The following is a 17,021-nucleotide window of genomic DNA, read 5'->3' on the forward strand; positions in this document are numbered from 1 at the left end:
AGTAAAGGGAGAGTAGACTGATGAAGATGATCGAAGTCACGGATGTTTCAAAAACGTTTGGAAATCAAACCGTATTAAAGAATGTAAATTTCAAAGCAGAACAAGGTAAAATTGTCGGACTTTTAGGACCTAATGGAGCAGGAAAAACGACATTTATCCGTATATTGAATGGGGTTATTAAATCGGATAGCGGTTCTATTTCGATACTGGGCCATGATCCAGTGACAGGCGGGGATGAGATTAGAAAGATTTCGGGCATTGTGACTGAAGGGGCAGGTCTGTACCATCAAATGAGCGGAGAAGAAAACTTAGCCTTTTTTGCAGATTTATATGGAGTTAGAGATAAAAAGCAAATTAGTAAACTATTAAAGCTATTCGATTTGAAAGAACATAAGGATAAACCAGTTGGTACGTACAGTACAGGAATGAAAAAAAGGCTTGCACTAGGGAAGGCGCTTCTGCACAATCCAAAATTGCTGTTCTTGGATGAACCGACTAATGGACTGGATCCCGACGGCATCAAAATGGTTCTCTCTTATTTGAAAACATACAATGAAGAGACAGGAACGACGATTATCATTTGCTCTCACGTCTTGCATCAGTTAGAACCTATTTGCGATTCATTTGCATTTCTTGAAAATCAGACAATCGTAGAACAAGGGACTAAGAATGAACTGGAAAGAAAATATATAAAGGATGTAAGAGTAGAGATAAGCACGGATTTTAGAACTGCTGAAAAAGCAGTCTTGGGTTTTCCTTTTGAACATACGGGGCGAAATTCGCTTTCTTTCATTCTCCCTTCAAAAAATCATATTTCCATTCTGCTGAAGGAGATTCTTAAGAATCATAGTGTTTATTCTGTTGAGATTTTAAATAATGATCTTGAATCGATTTATTTCAATGTAAGGGAGAAATACAATGAATAACACAATTATGAAAGCCATGATCAAAAAGGATTTAATGGATATTTTCCGCAGTAAAAACCTGTTCGCTACCCTAATAATTATACCCATATTATTTTCAGTGATCCTGCCAGCAGCTGTTCTCGGAAGTGCTCTCTTTATGGATATTGAAAAACTGGCAGGGAATGATGCACGTAAATTGATTGATAGTTTTATAACTCACTTAAACAAGGAAAGCCTTTCTTTAGATACGCCTGAACAGCAATTTGTTTATTTGTTTATTAATAACATGCTTCCATCCTTGTTTTTACTAGTGCCGATCATTACAGCAAGTGTTGTTGCTGCGAACAGTTTTGTAGGTGAAAAGGAAAGGCGTACACTTGAAAGTCTTCTATTTTCGCCTGTCACCATTAAAACACTCTTCGTCAGCAAAGTACTGGGGTCATTTATTCCATCCTTGCTTGTATCTGCTTTTAGCTTTTTTCTTAGCGGAATTGTAATCAATGCACTGGGATATCGTTTGTTTGGACAAATGATTTTTCCATCAGCTAATTGGCTTGCATTAATCTTATGCCTGTCTCCAATGGTTTCTCTTATGACGGTTTTGCTTAACGTATTCATATCATCGCGGGTGAAAACGTTCCAAGAAGCTCAGAACATTGGCGGAGTTATTATTTTGCCTGTAGTTGGGATGATGGCTGGCCAAGCCAGCGGATTGTTTTTGGTAGGAGCGCAAGTAATATTGCTTATCTCATTAGGCATTTTTATTATTAATTTGATTTTGCTGCAAAGAATAACGAAGTACAACGATCGATACGTGCTTTTTGAAAAGCAGATTCATTAAGAAGCTGGTACAGAGGGTGGACATTGGTTTTTGGCCGAAGAATAGCGGAAATTGGCCGGAATATGCTGCTTTTTGGCCGGAATAATTATGAAACTGGCCGGATAAACTTAGTAATTGGCCGGAATATCGTTTTTTCCAAATTTGCGTTAAGAATCTTGTTTAACTGATAAATGAAATGAAAATCCCCTTGCCAATCTGGCAAAGGGGATTTTCAATAATTCTATTAAATCTTAATTTCAATCTTCGCATTTTTCTTCAATTCTTCAACTTGCTGAGCCAGTTTTTCCTGCTGCTTTTGCTGCTGAAGAGACTGTTCGATTTGAGGTTTTACTTCTTCTAGCTTAGGAACCTCTTGTCCGGTAGTCTTTCCTTGTTCAGCATATTGATCATATGCTTTTTGGATTTCTTCGTCTGTTACTTTATCAGCAGGTATTTCTTTTTCAACGTATTGTCTGAATTTAATATCGTCAGCAATTTGAGTTTCAAGTGTTTTCATATCCATGCCTGATTTTTTTAGAGCACTTTCGAATTCCTTTTCAGTTTTGAACTGTTTTTTCGTTTCGTCAAGCTGCTTTTTAATATCTTCATCTGAAGCTTTATATCCTTTTTTATCTGCCTCTTGGAGAAGAAGAGTTTGACCGACTAAGCTGTCAATCGTTTGTTTTTTTACTTGCTCTGCAGCTTCCTTAGAGGATGGATCTTGTCCCATTTGCTGCATTTGTCCCTGTGTAGATTGTAAGACGCTGTTATAGTCGCTTCCTACTATTTCTTTGTCGTTCACAATGGCAACTGTTTTCTTCTCATCTACTTGCTGTTCTTCTAATTTTTTTTGCATTTCTTCCATTTTCTTTTGCTGTTCTTTCTGCTGATCAGTTTCGGCAGTTTTAGCTTTATCTTCATTTTTAGCTTCTTTGCTTTCTTCATTTCCTCCGCATGCTGCTAAAACAACGGCCATCAGACCGGTTATTAATGTAAACATCATTTTTTTCATAATCGATCTCCTTCCTAAAGCTAGAAGTATAATTTTTCCCTAAAAAAAATCATCTAGTGCGCATTATAAAGGAAATTCAGTGAAAAAGAAACCTTATACACTGTTTCTGGAGATTTGTAACAGGATTGAAACGTTATGAAACAATATGAACTGGGTAAATAGGATCGCTTAACTGACGATTCATTATCCGGACCTCAAAATAGTAAGTCCTTAAATTTAGGTTGAGCGGTAAAGATTAGAATAACAGGACACCCGTATGATGAAGCAGGCAAAGAAATCAGATACAATAGGTTTAGAAAAAGAATAAAAAGGAGAATATCATGACGCATACACCTAACAGTAAACCTTGTTCAGAATCGAGAGTCTTTCAAACTAATCGAGTATTGCCGCCAGACACTAATAATCATCAAACTTTATTCGGAGGAAAGCTCATGGCATCTATTGATGTGGTAGCCTCGATTTCAGCTTCTAAGCATTGCAGAACTGAATGCGTCACTGCATCAATGGATTCAGTTGATTTCTTGCATCCAATTCGTCCGACTGATGCTGTGCATCTCGAATCATTCGTAACGTTTACAGGCAGATCTTCTATGGAAGTATTCGTAAAAGTAACAGCAGAAGATTTAATCAGCGGTGAATCAAAAGTTGCCGCGACAAGCTTTATCACATTTGTTTCGCTTGATGAGCAGGGTAAGCCAAAAGCAGTTCCAGGTGTTTACCCGGAAACGGAAGAGGAGAAAGATTTGTTTGACTCAGGCGAAGAACGCTCACTGATTCGAAAGTCGCGAAGAAAAGGGAGCATGGCCTTCTCTGAGAAAATAAAAAAATATTGATGAGTTTTAATGGAGAAAAAGATGCAAACCTAAAGATGAATACTTATAGAACAGGGAGATGCACGAAAAAAGCAGGAGAACCTGATGAGGTCTTCCTGCTTTTTTTGCTTAAACTGATAAACTTGCAGTTTTCACTGATAAATTAACGATTTACACTGATAAAATCCTAAATTTCACTGATAAAGTTAGGTTATAATGCTTCCTTTAGTTATGCACTCTCCTTGTCCACATGCCGCTTCTTTTGCAGCTGCATGAATCGGCGACACGATTAATGCAAAGGACATAATCAACAATCCGAATGTTATTAAATGTTTTTTTACACCACATACCTCCTCGTATTAAGTGATTCAGATTTTCATTTAACGATATTTTCTTCTGCATTTATCAAATCTTTATCTTGTGCTTCATTTTGGTCATTTTCAAAACCATAAATCTCATTTATCTCTTTTGTAACTTCATCTAAAAACTCATCTGATAATAGCGGGATGTTTTCTTTAGGCATCAAAATCCTCCTGTCACTTGTATAAAAATAGTGTTTGCGCATGGGCACAATATCATACCTTTCATACTTTTTTGACCCCAAGCTTATTGGTTTAAAAAAGTCAAAGGATTTGTTGTTTTTATATTTACATCTCTTAAGGTTAGGAGTATGATAACCAACAGTTTGATATTTATAATTCGCTTAATCCTTGAGGAGCGGGGAACCCGATTTTGTGATATTTTTCGCAAAGGGGTGAATCCTATTAATGTAGGTAGGGATACTCTTTTGTCCCGAACCCGTCAGCTAACCCCGTAAGCGTTAGAAGAGAGGATGTGTAGCTGGTGAGACTGCGATTCTAATGTCCATTATGCTGTTTTTATTTTCTTGCGGAAATGTATCCTTTTTTCGCTTATAGCAATTCATTACCTGCTTATATGATCTCATCAAGAGAGTCTTCAAAAGAAAATATTTGGTGGTGCAAAAATGTTATCGATGCTTAAAAGAATTATAATTGGAGCTCCCTTAAAGTCTACAGAATTAGGTGAGCAAAAATTAAATAAAAAGAAAGCACTGGCTATTCTTTCTTCAGATGCATTATCTTCTGTAGCGTATGGGCCAGAACAGATCCTGCTTGTCTTGGTTACTGTTAGTGCTGTTGCGTTTTGGTACTCCATACCCATTGCAGTGGGTGTGCTATTTCTATTAACAGCTCTTATTTTGTCTTACCGGCAAATTATATATGCTTATCCACATGGCGGCGGAGCATATGTCGTTTCAAAGGAAAACCTTGGTGAAAATGCAGGTTTAATTGCTGGCGGTTCGCTGTTAGTTGATTACATATTGACAGTTGCTGTAAGTGTATCTGCAGGAACAGATGCGATTACTTCTGCCTTACCAGGATTACATGATTATAATGTCATGATTGCCAGTATTTTGGTGGTCTTTATTACCATTCTGAATCTAAGAGGAATAACAGAGTCAGCTTCGATTTTAGCCTACCCGGTTTATTTGTTTGTTTTAGCACTTTTTATCTTAATCGGGGTGGGAATATTCAAAATCATTACTGGGGATGTCTCACCTGATTTGCATGCTCCGATTGGCACTCCAGTTGCAGGCATTAGCTTGTTTTTACTGCTAAGAGCATTTGCTTCAGGGAGTTCAGCCTTAACTGGAGTCGAAGCGATTTCAAATGCGATTCCGAATTTTAAGGATCCTGGTCCTAAAAACGCGGTCAGAACTTTGATGGCGATGGGGTTATTGCTTGCCATTTTATTTTCTGGAATCGTCTTTTTAGCCTATTACTTCGGGATAGCCCCAAAACATGAAGAAACAGTTGTTTCCCAAATTGCAGCTGAAACGTTTGGAAGAAACTTTATGTATTATTTTATCCAGGGAACAACTGCAATGATTCTTGTTCTCGCTGCAAATACGGGATACTCTGCTTTTCCTTTGCTTGCGTTCAACCTTGCAAAGGATAAATACATTGCAAGAATGTTTACGATGAGGGGAGACCGATTAGGGTATTCTAATGGGATCATTACTCTCGGAGTCACTTCAATTTTATTAATTGTCATCTTTAAAGGACAAACGGAACAGCTCATCCCCCTTTATGCAGTTGGTGTGTTTATACCATTTACATTATCCCAGACCGGGATGCTAGTGAAGTGGCTGCGTGAGAAGCCTAAAGGCTGGCCGGTTAAACTTGCAATAAATTTAACTGGAGCACTTATCAGCTTTCTTGTCATGATGATGTTCTTCATTACAAAGTTCTCACAGGTTTGGGCAGTTCTGATCTTTTTGCCTCTTATCGTTTTAGGATTTCATCGAATTAAGAAGCACTATGTGGCCGTTGGAGATCAGTTGAGACTTACAACTTGTGAGCCGATCAAGCCGATTGAAGGAAATGTCATTATCGTGCCGGTAGCCGGGATGACTCACGTTGTAGAGAATTCTTTAAACTACGCAAAGTCTTTATCTGCTGATCAAATTATTGCTGTATACGTTTCTTTTGAGAGAGTGGATGAAAAAATCTTTGAAGATAAGTGGAACAAGTGGCAGCCTGATATTCGTCTAGTAACACTGCAGTCTTATTACCGAAGCATCATTCAGCCGCTGACTAAATTTATCGATACAGTTGAACACAAAGCAAGTGAATCAAATTACAGGGTAACCGTATTGATTCCGCAGTTTATTCCGAAGAAAAGCTGGCATAATATTCTTCATAACCAGTCAAGCATCTTGATTCGGACGTTTCTGCTCTATCGAAGAAATGTCATTGTAACTACTGTTCCGTATCATCTGAAAAAATAGAAAGAATGTCCTGGAGCTCGTACACCGAGCTCCTTTTCTTATGATCATTTCCGGAATATAAAAGCGAAACGTTAATTATTGACATTTTTAAAAGTGGGTATTAAAGTTAAATGTGTTAATAGTTAAATAGTTGAACAATTAAATAGTAGAACAACTTGTAATGAGGTGAAAAAATGTCAGGAGAAAACATTAAAGAGTTAGTTGATCGCTACATAGCGGTTTCCTATTCTGTAGCGAACAGAGGCGAGTGCCTTGTAAAAGAGCAAATTGGAAGTGATTTGACAAATGATCAGCACTATATGCTGAGATACATCAATCACGCAGATTCCTGTACATCTTCTGAATTAGCAGAGGTATTCAATGTGAAAAAAAGTGCGATTACTGCCATTATTACGCGTTTGTTTGAAAAAGGTCTGATTGAGCGTACGCGTGATGAAAATGATCGGCGAGTTGTTTACTTGACGCTGACGGATAAAGGAAAGGAGCTGTTTGAAAAAGCGGAGGACCGCATTCATAAGCTGGTTGAATCTTTTATTAATAAGTTCGATCCTTTGGAAATTAAACAATTCATTGAAACATATGAAAAGCTCAATCGAGTATTAATAGAGAGTAAAGAAGGGGAATAAATGTGAATACGATAATAAAGAGTAAGTGGCTGGTGCTGATCGCATGGATTGCCGTTGTGGCGGGATTATTAATGGCAGCCCCAAATATGACAGATTTAGTCCGGGAAAAAGGACAAATTGACGTACCGGAAGGATATTCTTCTTCCTTTGCTTCTGAAATCATGGAAGAAGTGCAAAAGGATGAGGGCGGCGGAGATGAAACACAGGTGGCCCTTGTTTTTCACAGCGAGAAAGAGCTTGCGAAAACGGAAATTGCCGAAGCGGAAAAAGCGATTCGTTTGCTTGAAGATGAAAAAAAATCATTAGGAATCACAGAAATCCTGACTCATTTTAATGAAGAAAGCTTAAAAGAACAGCTTGTCTCTAAAGATGGAAAGGCGATATTAGCTTCCGTCAAGGTTGCCTGGAATGATCGGGAACCGGGTGAGGTCAGCGATGCTTTATACAAAACAATTGAAGAAGTAAAGGTTGATCATGATTATACAGGCAACTGGATGATTAATGAAGATCTGATGAAAAGCTCTGAAGAGGGATTGAAGAAGACGGAAGGCATAACGGTTGTGTTTGTATTAGGTGTACTGCTTCTTGTGTTCCGGTCGATTGTTGCACCCATCATTCCGCTTCTGACAGTCGGATTTACTTATTTGGCTTCACAATCTATTGTATCCATGCTGGTTGAAGAGCTTAATTTTCCAATTTCGAATTACACTCAAATTTTCTTGGTTGCCATCTTGTTTGGTATTGGGACAGATTATTGTATTTTATTATTAAGCCGTTTTAAAGAAGAATTATCTCATAAAGAGACGGTAGCAGAAGCAATCATTGAAACGTACCGCAATGCAGGGCGTACGGTATTCTTTAGCGGTGTCGCTGTTATGATTGGATTTGCTGCAATTGGATTTTCTCAATTCAAACTCTATCAATCTGCTTCTGCCGTTGCAGTAGGTGTTGCGATTCTTCTAGTGGCGTTATTTACCATTGTGCCGTTCTTCATGGCTGTTTTAGGCGGAAAAATTTTCTGGCCATCTAAAAGCACGGCAGAGCATGGCGAGAGTAAATTATGGGGCGCTTTAGGAAGATTTTCTTTAGCACGTCCATTTCTGTCTCTATTGATTGTTGCTGCAATTTGTGTCCCATTTCTAGTAATCTATGAAGGAGAATTATCGTTCGATTCGTTAGAAGAAGTCAGTGGAGATGTTTCTTCAATCCGGGCATTTACTGCGATTGCTGACAGTTTTGGACCTGGCGAATCAATGCCGACTCAAATTGTTTTAAAAAATGATGAAAAAATGGATTCTGCAGAATATGTGGAATTGGCAGAAAAAATCAGCCAGGAAATCGAAAAAGTAGAATTGGTTGATAATGTGCGCTCTGTTACTCGTCCAGCAGGAGAGCAGGTTGAAGATTTTTTTGTCTCTAAACAAGCTGAAAGCCTTGGCGCCGGACTTGGTGAAGGAAAAGAAGGAATAGACGAAATCAGTCAAGGACTAAATGAAGCGGGAAGTGAACTTTCTAAATCTCAACCGGAATTAAATACCGCGACAAAAGGAATTAATGATTTAATTTCTGGTACTTCAGATCTTCAAACAGGATTAACAGAAGTCCAAACGAATTTAGCAAAACTTGAAGATGGAATAAGGCAAGGCTCAGCGGGTTCAAGTGAAATCAAAAAAGGGTTAGAGCAAGCAAAAGCAGGGACTGAAGAATTGCTTGCGGGCTATCAGGATCTATTAAAAGGATATAAAGAGATTCAAGGTAACTTGAGCAGTTTAAATACTAAATATGGTCAGATTGAGGATGGTTTAACTTCTCTTTCTGGAGCAGCTTCACAAATAAAGGAAGAGGACTTTGCCTATCTTGAGCGAACCTACGACGGCATTCAAAATGAAGAACAATATCAAAAAATAAAAGGAACGGTTGGAGCACTTCAAGAGCAGCTGCCTCCGCTTGCAGCTGGACTCGGTCAGCTGAATTCGGGGTTATCTCAAATTACAGCTGGAATGGATCAGGCGAATGCCGGATTTCGTAAAGCAAATGATGGACAGCAAAATGTTGCATCAGGACTGGACGCACTAGTAAAAGGCATCGATCAGCAGCTCTCTGGATTAAATCAGCTTGCTGACGGTCAGGGTCAAATCGTTGATAATATGCCAAAGCTCACGAATGGCTTGGGTGAAATTAATTCTGGTCAAAAGCAGCTGCTTGATGGATTTGGAGACCTTGGTGGACAATTGGGTCAGTTAACAGACGGACTTGGTCAAAGTGCCGAAGGTCTGGATCAAGTATCAGTTGGACTTGGTTCAGCTCAGGACTACTTATCAGGACTATCAAATTCATCTGGTACGAAGGGCTTCTACTTGCCTGAAGATGTGCTGAAGAGCAAGGACTTTGAGCAGGCTTTAGATGCTTACATGTCGGATGATCGCAAAACAATGACAATGGATGTTGTCCTTGAAGCAAGTCCATATTCAAATGAAGCAATAAAACAGGTACCAGAAATCAAGGAAGCTGTTGAAAGAGCAACAAAAGATACAAAGCTTGAGAACGCAGTAGTAGCTGTAGGCGGAATTACAAGTACGAATGCAGACTTAAGTACAGTATCAGGACAGGATTATTCCCGGACAGTGGTCTTGATGCTTGTTGGGATATCCATTATCTTAGTTTTCATGTTCCGTTCAATCATCATGCCAGTCTACATTATTGGTTCGTTGATTTTAGCTTACTATACTTCAATGGCTATCAATGAAGTAATATTTGTGGACATCTTAAACTATACAGGGATCAGCTGGGCCGTTCCATTCTTCGGTTTTGTTATCCTGGTAGCTCTTGGAGTGGATTATAGTATTTTCCTTATGGACCGGTTCAACGAATATAGAGATCTATCCGTTGCGGAAGCAATGCTGATGGCGATGAAGAAGATGGGTACTGTCATCATTTCAGCTGCTGTCATTCTAGGCGGAACGTTTGCCGCTATGATGCCCGCTGGTATGCTATCACTCTTGCAAATTGCATCCATAATCTTAATCGGTTTATTCCTATACGCCCTTGTCATCCTGCCGCTGTTTATACCAGTTATGGTAAAAAGCTTTGGCCAGGCAAACTGGTGGCCATTTAAAAGAGCGTCGAATTAATATTAAGTAATAATTAGGTATTCTAATATCAAAAAAACCGTTCGAGTTTCCGAACGGTTTTTTTGTTGATGGTTCATTCTATTAAAATGTTACCTCATCCTGATTCTTTACAACTAATAAGGTCTTACCCTTGTCCAATTCTTCTTCAAGCTCTTCAGCTTTCGATTGCTCAAATCCGATTTCTTCCATTTTAGTTCTTAGTTTATCGCCTTTGCTTCTAAACACATTTTTTATCGCTGTGCCAACTCCGGTTACGTTTACCCCTATTTTATTGGCATCTGTTTCTTTTCTATCTCGCCGATCATGATCATTATCGTGGGCAAGAATATAAATATCTTCATCACGAATCCCATTGTTTCTAAGCTTATCAATTGATTCACTTAACGTTTCATCATTGTGGAATATCTTAAATTTAGGTTTCATAATTTATCGCCTCCATAGTATCAGATACCCGGTCAATAAAAGAGGTAAACAATCAATAAAAAGGGCTGGAAAAACCTTTGCAATAAGTAGGAAAAAAAAGAATCTATAATAATATGTAATATTTTACCTCTCACTGCTGTTATGATAAGAGAAACAGATAGGAAAGGGGGAGTTCAAAAATGTTAATGGATCCTTATGGGGAACTAAGAGGAATAAAGCGAACTCTGATTGCATTAGTCATAGTCACTTTATTTTCAGGAGGTGCTTCAAGAGTTGAAGTCAGTACGGATGAAAATACAGAAGGAACAAACCGTCAGCTGACCCAAATTGGAGAAAATACATTTGGAATGATTGATGAATGGGGGGACTTGAAAATTTTCGAGTATGATCAAGCAAAGAAAAGCGTCGTAACCGATCTCAATTTTGAGATCGGTTTTTTGGTGTTGCAGGAAATGATGACATTTAACATGATTGTAGATATCGCAATAAGGTTTGGACTGCGCTTTTGTTCTTTTTCCATAATGAGGGGAGGGATATTGGCTTTTTAGGAGAATTTACTTATTTAGCATTCTTAAATAATGACATAAAAAGGAGTTACAGCATGACCAAAACAGTCTTAACAGAGCAAATCGCAACAAAAAGAAGTCGATCGAGATTGATTTGGCTGGGAGTTGCCATTTTTTTGATTTTGTTAACCTCATCTGTTTCAATCTACCAGTATTTAAAACCATTGCCTCAAGGTGTTTCTTATGAAGGAGACGTTCATTCTGCCGATCAAATTGAGTTTTTATATGACTTAACATTTGAGAATAAGGGTCAAATCAATCATGATCAGGTAATTTTCGATCAGATCCATACGATGATTGAAGAGGCAGAGGACTTTATCTTAATCGATATGTTCTTATTTAATGATGAGTATGACCGTTCGGCCACATATCCCTCGGTATCAACGGATTTGATGCAAGCGTTACTAGATAAGAAGAAACAGAATGAACAAATCAGCATCACGGTTATAACAGACCGTATTAATACATTCTATGGATCATATCGTTCAGAGATTGCTGCAAAATTAGAAGAGCAGGGAATACAGGTTGTTTTCACAGATATGAAGCCGATGCGGGACTCAAATCCTGTTTATTCAGGAGCATACCGGACTTTCCTGCAATGGTTCGGAACAGAAGGCAGCGGCTGGATTCCAAATGCATTCAGTCCTGATTCACAAGATGTTACGTTAAGGTCTTATTTAGATCTCTTAAACTTCAAAGCCAATCACAGGAAAGTTGTCGTAACTGAAAAGGAAGGAATGGTGACCTCGGCTAACCCTCATGATGGGAGTTCACTGCATTCAAACATTGCTTTTGTTGTAAAAGGAGAGATCCTTCAGGAACTGGTGCAGACTGAAAAAACAGTAGCTCAGCTTTCTGGAGCAGATGTAAATCTGGCTGAGAATATGGCTGTCTCGGATATGACAGAAACCGGGGAGTATACTGTTCAGGTTCTGACGGAAGGGAAAATTAAAAAGCATCTTTTGAGTGAAATCACGAACTCAAAAGAAAATGAAAAAATCACAATCGGAGCCTTTTACTTATCTGACAGGGACATTGTAAAGCAACTGATTGCCGCATCAAAAAGAGGTGTTGAAGTTAAGCTGATTTTAGATGCAAACAAAGATGCATTTGGACGTGAGAAAAACGGAGTACCAAACCGGCCTGCTGCTCACGAATTAGTAACGAGGTCTAATGATGAAATTCAAGTTCGCTGGTATAAAACAAATGGTGAGCAATATCATACGAAGCTTGCTTTTTTCGAAAGAGAAAAGGAAGACATTGTGATAGGCGGATCAGCCAATTTCACGAAAAGAAACCTTGGTGACTTTAATCTTGAAACAGATTTGAAAGTGACAGGTCCAGCTAATACAGGAATCATGTCTGAGGTTGAAGAGTACTTTGATACAATTTGGAATAACAAATCGGGGAGATATACAGAAGATTACGAGATGTTTGAGGATGACTCCGTTATGCTTCGTTTTCTCTATCGCTTTCAGGAGTGGAGCGGGATATCAAGCTTTTAGAAGAAAACGGCAGCTGATGAACTGCCGTTTTGTCCTTCAATAAACTTTATAGGTCTGCCCAGTTTGAGCCCCAAGAACACTCTTTTTATAGGCAAGTGCCACATCTGCAGCTGGAACCGCTTTAAAGCCGTGGAAAAAATCAGCATATTTGTCCATCGATTCGATCAGGACGTTTGGACTTACATTATTAATACGGATTCCGCGCGGCATTTCAATCGCTGATGCTCTGACAAAAGCCTGAATCCCGCCATTTGCCATCGCTGCAGAGGCCCCCTTTAAAATAGGATCATCCATCATGACTCCGCTCGTCAGTGTAAAGCTTCCGCTGTCATTCACGTAGGGAATTCCAAGGAGAACGAGATTGATTTGTCCCTTGAGCTTGCTCATAATTCCGATTTCATTTAATTCAGGGGTTAGCTCTTCTAAAGGGGAGAATTGTGCTCTGCCTGCAGCGCTGATTACTGCATCTACTTTCCCGACGGATTCATACATTTCTTTGATGCTTTCTGATAAAGTGAAATCAACCTCGATATCTGCCCCATTGCGTCCAGCACGAATGATTTCATGAGCATTTCCAAATTCTTTTACAATCGCATTTCCAATGGTTCCGCTTGCACCTACAAGCAAAAGTTTCATTTAGCTGCCTCCTCCAGTATATTTGTAACCTATTATATCCTCTAATTTATCAAAGACGCCAATAATTTAAGCTGAAATTAATGTTTAGATTCAATTATGTATTTTATAATAAAAGGACAATCGAAAGTCCTTATATACTTACTTGAAAACTGCCTTTGAATCCTCTGAAAATTACAAGCTCTATTTCTTTCAGAAGGATTTGGAAGATTGGGCTTATCATCCTGAAAATACATTTTATAATGCTTATTTAACGGAAAAGTCACTCGTGTTTAAATTCAGCGAATACGAAGTGACAGCAGGTGCAGCTGGAATGCCTGAGATAGAGATTCCGCTTGAAAAAGCACAGCACCTATTGAAGGATGAATGGAAGAAAGAACTGGCTCAAGAAAGTGCTCGGCCTGAGGAAGAGAATCAGCCTGAGGAAAACAATGATTCAAAAGAAAATCAAAAATGAAGAGAACAAACCTGAGAATAGTGCTGCACATAATAAAAAGCAAGTAGCTCTAACCTTTGATGACGGTCCACATCCCCACTATACTCAGCAGATTCTTGAAACTTTGAAAAAGCATCATGCAAAAGCAACCTTTTATGTCCTTGGAAGCAGGGTAGACTTTTATCCAAATCTTGCAAAACAAATTGTCCGGGAAGGCCATGAAATCGGAAATCATTCATGGAGCCATAAGGATCTGACCACTTTACCTCCAGAAATGATCCAAGAAGAAGGGGATCAATCGAATGAAGCAATTGAAAAAGCAACTGGAAGTGCTCCAAAAACGGTTCGCCCTCCATTTGGTGCTTCCAATGAGGAAGTGATGGCTGCGATCGGGCTTCCGAGTATTCTTTGGACGGTCGATACAATGGATTGGAAAACAAAGAATGCTGACGACATTTTAAAGCAAGTGAAAGAGAATACGAGAGATGGATCATCATCTTAATGCATGACATTCATAAAGCAACAGCTGAATCGTAAAATCAGGTTTTATTTTTTCTTGATGAAGAAGGTTATGAACTTGTCACGGTTTCAGAGCTTATGAATGGATAGAGCAGCGGCTTTCTTTGAGAGCTGCTTTTTTTGTTGGCGAATATAGAAAGAAATAAGGAATATTGGAACGGGAACAAAAAAAGAAAAAAGGCACTTTTACTTGTGCCTTCTGTAAATATAAACTTATGAATCTATTGATTTCCCGAGATTTTGCTTGCGTTCTTGTTCTGCAATGATTTCGTCATCTTCAGCGTTATCTCTTGTTACCTTTTGCGTTAAAATCGCACCTACAGCTACCAAGATCATGACCGCAATATAATACCCTTTTTCATTCAGCTGCAGATTATCTGCATTGTAAAGTCCGATGCAAAACATGACGACCCCTGCAAAAAATGTGAAATAAGCCAGTACGGTGAAAGCAGGAGTATTTCTTCTTCTGTACCTTTGCATATTTCCAACCTCCTTGTATTAAAAGATATGTATGTAATGACTTAGATATCATACCATAATTTACCTTAAACGAAACCTTGTTACGATGTAAAATTTTTACCTATTTGGAAAGTATATTTACACTATTAATAAAGGTTCTATTCTTCATAGAACCAAACGGCATTATTGGCTATCATCAGGCAGTTGTTCTCCAGTTATTGCTCATCGGTATATGGGGACATGTGAAAACGGGTGACGCTGTTTTCTGCAAGAAGGAAGAATGGCATGAATTATCGAGCAGCGAAGGCATAACAGCGATTGACATTGAAAGTGAGATGCTGAATCCAAATTCTTTAATGACGAGGCTGTGAAAGTAGGAAGCGATTGGAAAAAAGAAAGTAAGCAGCTCGTATTGGCAAGTATTTTCCGTGTTTCGGAAAGTAAAGTGCTCAGATTAGAAAGTAAATACGTGATATTGGAAAGTAAACAAAAAAAGAACGATTAGATTCAGGACATTTACAAATGATAAAAATAGCACCCTAATCCTTTACGGCTAGAGTGCTGTTTAAGAGAGACGGTAACTCAAATAATTGTACTTATTATTATTTCACATTTATATGAACTGGCCCCTTTATTCGGACTGGGGGTTCATTGACGGAAATTTCAGTGCGCGGTGACCGTTTTCCTCCGAATACAGCACCTACCTGCTTAATCGAGCTTGTCACATTATGAATCATTTCTCCAACATCATGTGCAGATTCAAGCAGCGGATCTACTGTTTTGATTTTTCCTTTCACGTCCACTGTAATCTGATTAGCTGTATGTATCAGCTGTTCAGCCTCTTCTGTCAAACCATTCACGGCATTTCTGACCTCTGCAAGAGTTTTATTTGTTTCATCCAGTGTAGTCATCCCTTTTTTCAACGTTACAATTAGATTAACCGCTAAACAGATAAAAGCCCCAGATGCTCCTGCTACACTCAACTTAATAAGCATGTTTTCACTCCTTTTTACTTCAACTTTATGTCTGGGAATGATCGTACATTCCTATATTTACATCTTTGAAGATAATGATATTGTTATGGTTATTTATGGTAATATAGATTTACAAGAGTCAGAAAAAGACAGCAGAGGTGAAAATGGTTGTACAAACCAAAATGGAGCAAATTGAAAAAGGAGTTAGAGGGATTCATTTGCGACTCTCTCAAAGATCGAGTAAGCTACTATGCAACAAATTATCGAAAGGCTCATGATCTAACAGTTGATAAAAAGAAGTCTTTAATATGTGTACAATAAAATCAAATAGGATTCTTTTTAATAAAGAAAATGAACTGAGAAAACTGATAGACATTGATTACGATATAGACAATGGAGCTGAAAACTATAGAATAAGCGTTCAGGCTCACGAGATCATCGAATCTGAAGGCACATTTGCTCAATACGACTTTTTTAATGCGGCCGAGCAATATTTGAATGCACCTATTGATCACTCATTGGAATCGAAGGATATGATCATAAAAATTTTCTCGCTGCTTGAGCGAAGAATTGGTAAACGCACTTTGCTGAAAAGATATGAATCTATTCAAAATGAATTGGAAATCATTCAATATTTTTATCGTTTGCGATGTGAGGCAGAAGGATGGGAATTCAAGTAAGATGCCACGCGAAGAATCTATGGCAGACATTTTGACTAGAAGGGAATAACCCCAATGAAAGACATAAGACAAGAAAAAGCTGCAGACATCCTAGCGATTAAAGAAGTAAACGACTTGGCATTCGGTCAGGAAAATGAATCAAAACTTATTCAAGAAATCAGAGAATCTAAATACTTTGTTCCAGAGCTTTCCTTAGTTGCGGTAATTGATTCAGAAGAAGTAATCGGTCATATCCTGTTCAGTCAAATTACGATTGAAACAGAAAACGGTTCGATTCCTTCACTTGCTCTTGCGCCAATGGCGGTTAAGCCGGAATTTCAGAAACATGGTATCGGTTCCCTGCTCGTTAACGAAGGATTAATGCGCTGCAAGGCAAAGGGCAATGGTTCGGTTATTGTACTTGGCCATCCTGAATTTTATCCTAAGTTTGGCTTTGTACGTGCAAGCGGGAAAGGCATCAAACCCCCTTTTGAGGTTCCAGATGAAGTGTTTATGCTGATTGAACTTGAGAAAGATGCATTGGATCATGCTGAAGGTACGGTAAAATATCCGGCAGCATTTTTAAATGTCTGACCAAATAAAAAGGGATGCACAGCTTAAACTATTCAACTTTCAGAATTATGCTAATTAATCATTGACATAGACGCCGAATCCCTATATGATATGAGTATACAAATCGAATAGTTTTCTCCTAAAGGGGAGTAGCTT

At 38.5% G+C, this 17,021-nt stretch carries 19 protein-coding genes, 1 pseudogene and 1 riboswitch; of the genes and pseudogenes, 14 read left to right on the forward strand and 6 right to left on the reverse strand.

Features of this window, described 5'->3' with window-relative positions:
* Window positions 1-20: 20 nt before the first annotated feature.
* Both CYJ36_RS00945 and CYJ36_RS00950 read left to right on the forward strand, forming a co-directional pair.
* On the forward strand, window positions 21-926 hold the full coding sequence (locus CYJ36_RS00945; RefSeq protein ID WP_224773329.1) for an ABC transporter ATP-binding protein: 906 nt from the start codon (window positions 21-23) through the stop codon (window positions 924-926).
* Window positions 919-1,746 carry an ABC transporter permease subunit gene (locus tag CYJ36_RS00950; protein ID WP_101563942.1) on the forward strand — a complete coding sequence of 276 codons (828 nt, stop codon included), beginning with the start codon at window positions 919-921 and terminating at the stop codon, window positions 1,744-1,746. The genes CYJ36_RS00945 and CYJ36_RS00950 overlap by 8 nt, the downstream gene beginning before the upstream one ends.
* Before the next feature lie 223 nt (window positions 1,747-1,969).
* Here CYJ36_RS00950 and CYJ36_RS00955 read toward each other — a convergent pair whose 3' ends face one another.
* A complete protein-coding gene (locus CYJ36_RS00955; RefSeq protein WP_101563944.1) occupies window positions 1,970-2,737 on the reverse strand; it encodes a SurA N-terminal domain-containing protein in 768 nt (255 codons plus the stop codon).
* 320 nt (window positions 2,738-3,057) lie between these two features.
* Between CYJ36_RS00955 and CYJ36_RS00960 the strand changes: the two genes are divergently transcribed.
* Window positions 3,058-3,570 carry an acyl-CoA thioesterase gene (locus CYJ36_RS00960; protein ID WP_101563946.1) on the forward strand — a complete coding sequence of 171 codons (513 nt, stop codon included), beginning with the start codon at window positions 3,058-3,060 and terminating at the stop codon, window positions 3,568-3,570.
* Window positions 3,571-3,925: 355 nt separating this feature from the next.
* Here the strand turns inward: CYJ36_RS00960 and CYJ36_RS24205 are convergent, their stop codons facing one another.
* On the reverse strand, window positions 3,926-4,072 hold the full coding sequence (locus CYJ36_RS24205; RefSeq protein ID WP_224773328.1) for a hypothetical protein: 147 nt from the start codon (window positions 4,070-4,072) through the stop codon (window positions 3,926-3,928).
* Between the two features lie 167 nt (window positions 4,073-4,239).
* Window positions 4,240-4,385, forward strand: a riboswitch (cyclic di-AMP (ydaO/yuaA leader).
* 149 nt (window positions 4,386-4,534) lie between these two features.
* Here CYJ36_RS24205 and CYJ36_RS00970 point away from each other — a divergent pair.
* From CYJ36_RS00970 to CYJ36_RS00980, 3 genes are all read left to right on the forward strand, one after another.
* Complete coding sequence (locus tag CYJ36_RS00970) at window positions 4,535-6,361, forward strand: APC family permease (RefSeq protein ID WP_101563947.1); 1,827 nt, start codon at window positions 4,535-4,537, stop codon at window positions 6,359-6,361.
* A gap of 173 nt (window positions 6,362-6,534) precedes the next feature.
* The gene (locus CYJ36_RS00975; protein ID WP_101563949.1) at window positions 6,535-6,987 is read left to right on the forward strand and encodes a MarR family winged helix-turn-helix transcriptional regulator; all 453 of its coding nucleotides are present in this window, start codon (window positions 6,535-6,537) and stop codon (window positions 6,985-6,987) included.
* A gap of 2 nt (window positions 6,988-6,989) precedes the next feature.
* Window positions 6,990-10,118 carry an MMPL family transporter gene (locus CYJ36_RS00980; protein ID WP_101563952.1) on the forward strand — a complete coding sequence of 1,043 codons (3,129 nt, stop codon included), beginning with the start codon at window positions 6,990-6,992 and terminating at the stop codon, window positions 10,116-10,118.
* Between the two features lie 81 nt (window positions 10,119-10,199).
* Here CYJ36_RS00980 and CYJ36_RS00985 read toward each other — a convergent pair whose 3' ends face one another.
* Window positions 10,200-10,541 (reverse strand): general stress protein, encoded by a 342-nt coding sequence (locus CYJ36_RS00985; RefSeq protein ID WP_101563954.1) that lies wholly within the window; start codon window positions 10,539-10,541, stop codon window positions 10,200-10,202.
* Between the two features lie 179 nt (window positions 10,542-10,720).
* Between CYJ36_RS00985 and CYJ36_RS00990 the strand changes: the two genes are divergently transcribed.
* Window positions 10,721-11,089 carry a hypothetical protein gene (locus CYJ36_RS00990; protein WP_101563956.1) on the forward strand — a complete coding sequence of 123 codons (369 nt, stop codon included), beginning with the start codon at window positions 10,721-10,723 and terminating at the stop codon, window positions 11,087-11,089.
* Window positions 11,090-11,142: 53 nt separating this feature from the next.
* Window positions 11,143-12,612, forward strand: a complete 1,470-nt coding sequence (locus CYJ36_RS00995) for a phospholipase D family protein (RefSeq protein WP_101563958.1) — start codon at window positions 11,143-11,145, stop codon at window positions 12,610-12,612.
* 36 nt (window positions 12,613-12,648) lie between these two features.
* On the opposite strand, the gene CYJ36_RS01000 is transcribed toward CYJ36_RS00995, so the two are convergent.
* A complete protein-coding gene (locus CYJ36_RS01000) occupies window positions 12,649-13,248 on the reverse strand; it encodes a short chain dehydrogenase (protein ID WP_101563959.1) in 600 nt (199 codons plus the stop codon).
* Between the two features lie 136 nt (window positions 13,249-13,384).
* Here CYJ36_RS01000 and CYJ36_RS01005 point away from each other — a divergent pair.
* Window positions 13,385-13,702, forward strand: a pseudogene (locus CYJ36_RS01005) (RsiV family protein); the annotation flags it as partial.
* Window positions 13,677-14,183: a polysaccharide deacetylase family protein gene (locus tag CYJ36_RS01010; RefSeq protein ID WP_180849989.1), complete on the forward strand. Its 507-nt coding sequence runs from the start codon at window positions 13,677-13,679 to the stop codon at window positions 14,181-14,183. The pseudogene CYJ36_RS01005 and the gene CYJ36_RS01010, both read left to right, overlap by 26 nt.
* A gap of 230 nt (window positions 14,184-14,413) precedes the next feature.
* Here CYJ36_RS01010 and CYJ36_RS01015 read toward each other — a convergent pair whose 3' ends face one another.
* Window positions 14,414-14,680 (reverse strand): YiaA/YiaB family inner membrane protein, encoded by a 267-nt coding sequence (locus CYJ36_RS01015; RefSeq protein WP_101563964.1) that lies wholly within the window; start codon window positions 14,678-14,680, stop codon window positions 14,414-14,416.
* 104 nt (window positions 14,681-14,784) lie between these two features.
* Here CYJ36_RS01015 and CYJ36_RS01020 point away from each other — a divergent pair, with 104 nt between their 5' ends.
* The gene (locus CYJ36_RS01020; RefSeq protein ID WP_101563966.1) at window positions 14,785-15,030 is read left to right on the forward strand and encodes a hypothetical protein; all 246 of its coding nucleotides are present in this window, start codon (window positions 14,785-14,787) and stop codon (window positions 15,028-15,030) included.
* 231 nt (window positions 15,031-15,261) lie between these two features.
* On the opposite strand, the gene CYJ36_RS01025 is transcribed toward CYJ36_RS01020, so the two are convergent.
* Complete coding sequence (locus tag CYJ36_RS01025; protein WP_101563968.1) at window positions 15,262-15,654, reverse strand: DUF948 domain-containing protein; 393 nt, start codon at window positions 15,652-15,654, stop codon at window positions 15,262-15,264.
* A gap of 171 nt (window positions 15,655-15,825) precedes the next feature.
* Between CYJ36_RS01025 and CYJ36_RS24965 the strand changes: the two genes are divergently transcribed.
* Genes CYJ36_RS24965 through CYJ36_RS01035 form a run of 3 tightly spaced genes read left to right on the forward strand, consistent with a single transcriptional unit; the run spans window position 15,826 to window position 16,886 of the window.
* A complete protein-coding gene (locus tag CYJ36_RS24965) occupies window positions 15,826-15,954 on the forward strand; it encodes a hypothetical protein (protein ID WP_441296219.1) in 129 nt (42 codons plus the stop codon).
* On the forward strand, window positions 15,942-16,313 hold the full coding sequence (locus tag CYJ36_RS01030; RefSeq protein ID WP_257962356.1) for an SF0329 family protein: 372 nt from the start codon (window positions 15,942-15,944) through the stop codon (window positions 16,311-16,313). Before CYJ36_RS24965 ends, CYJ36_RS01030 begins: the two co-directional genes overlap by 13 nt.
* A gap of 54 nt (window positions 16,314-16,367) precedes the next feature.
* Window positions 16,368-16,886, forward strand: coding sequence for a GNAT family N-acetyltransferase (locus CYJ36_RS01035; protein ID WP_101563970.1), 519 nt, complete (start codon window positions 16,368-16,370; stop codon window positions 16,884-16,886).
* The last annotated feature ends 135 nt before the right edge of the window (window positions 16,887-17,021 follow it).

The organism is Bacillus sp. UMB0893 (assembly GCF_002858905.1).
In the GTDB taxonomy this organism is placed as follows: Bacteria; Bacillota; Bacilli; order Bacillales; family Bacillaceae; genus Bacillus_P.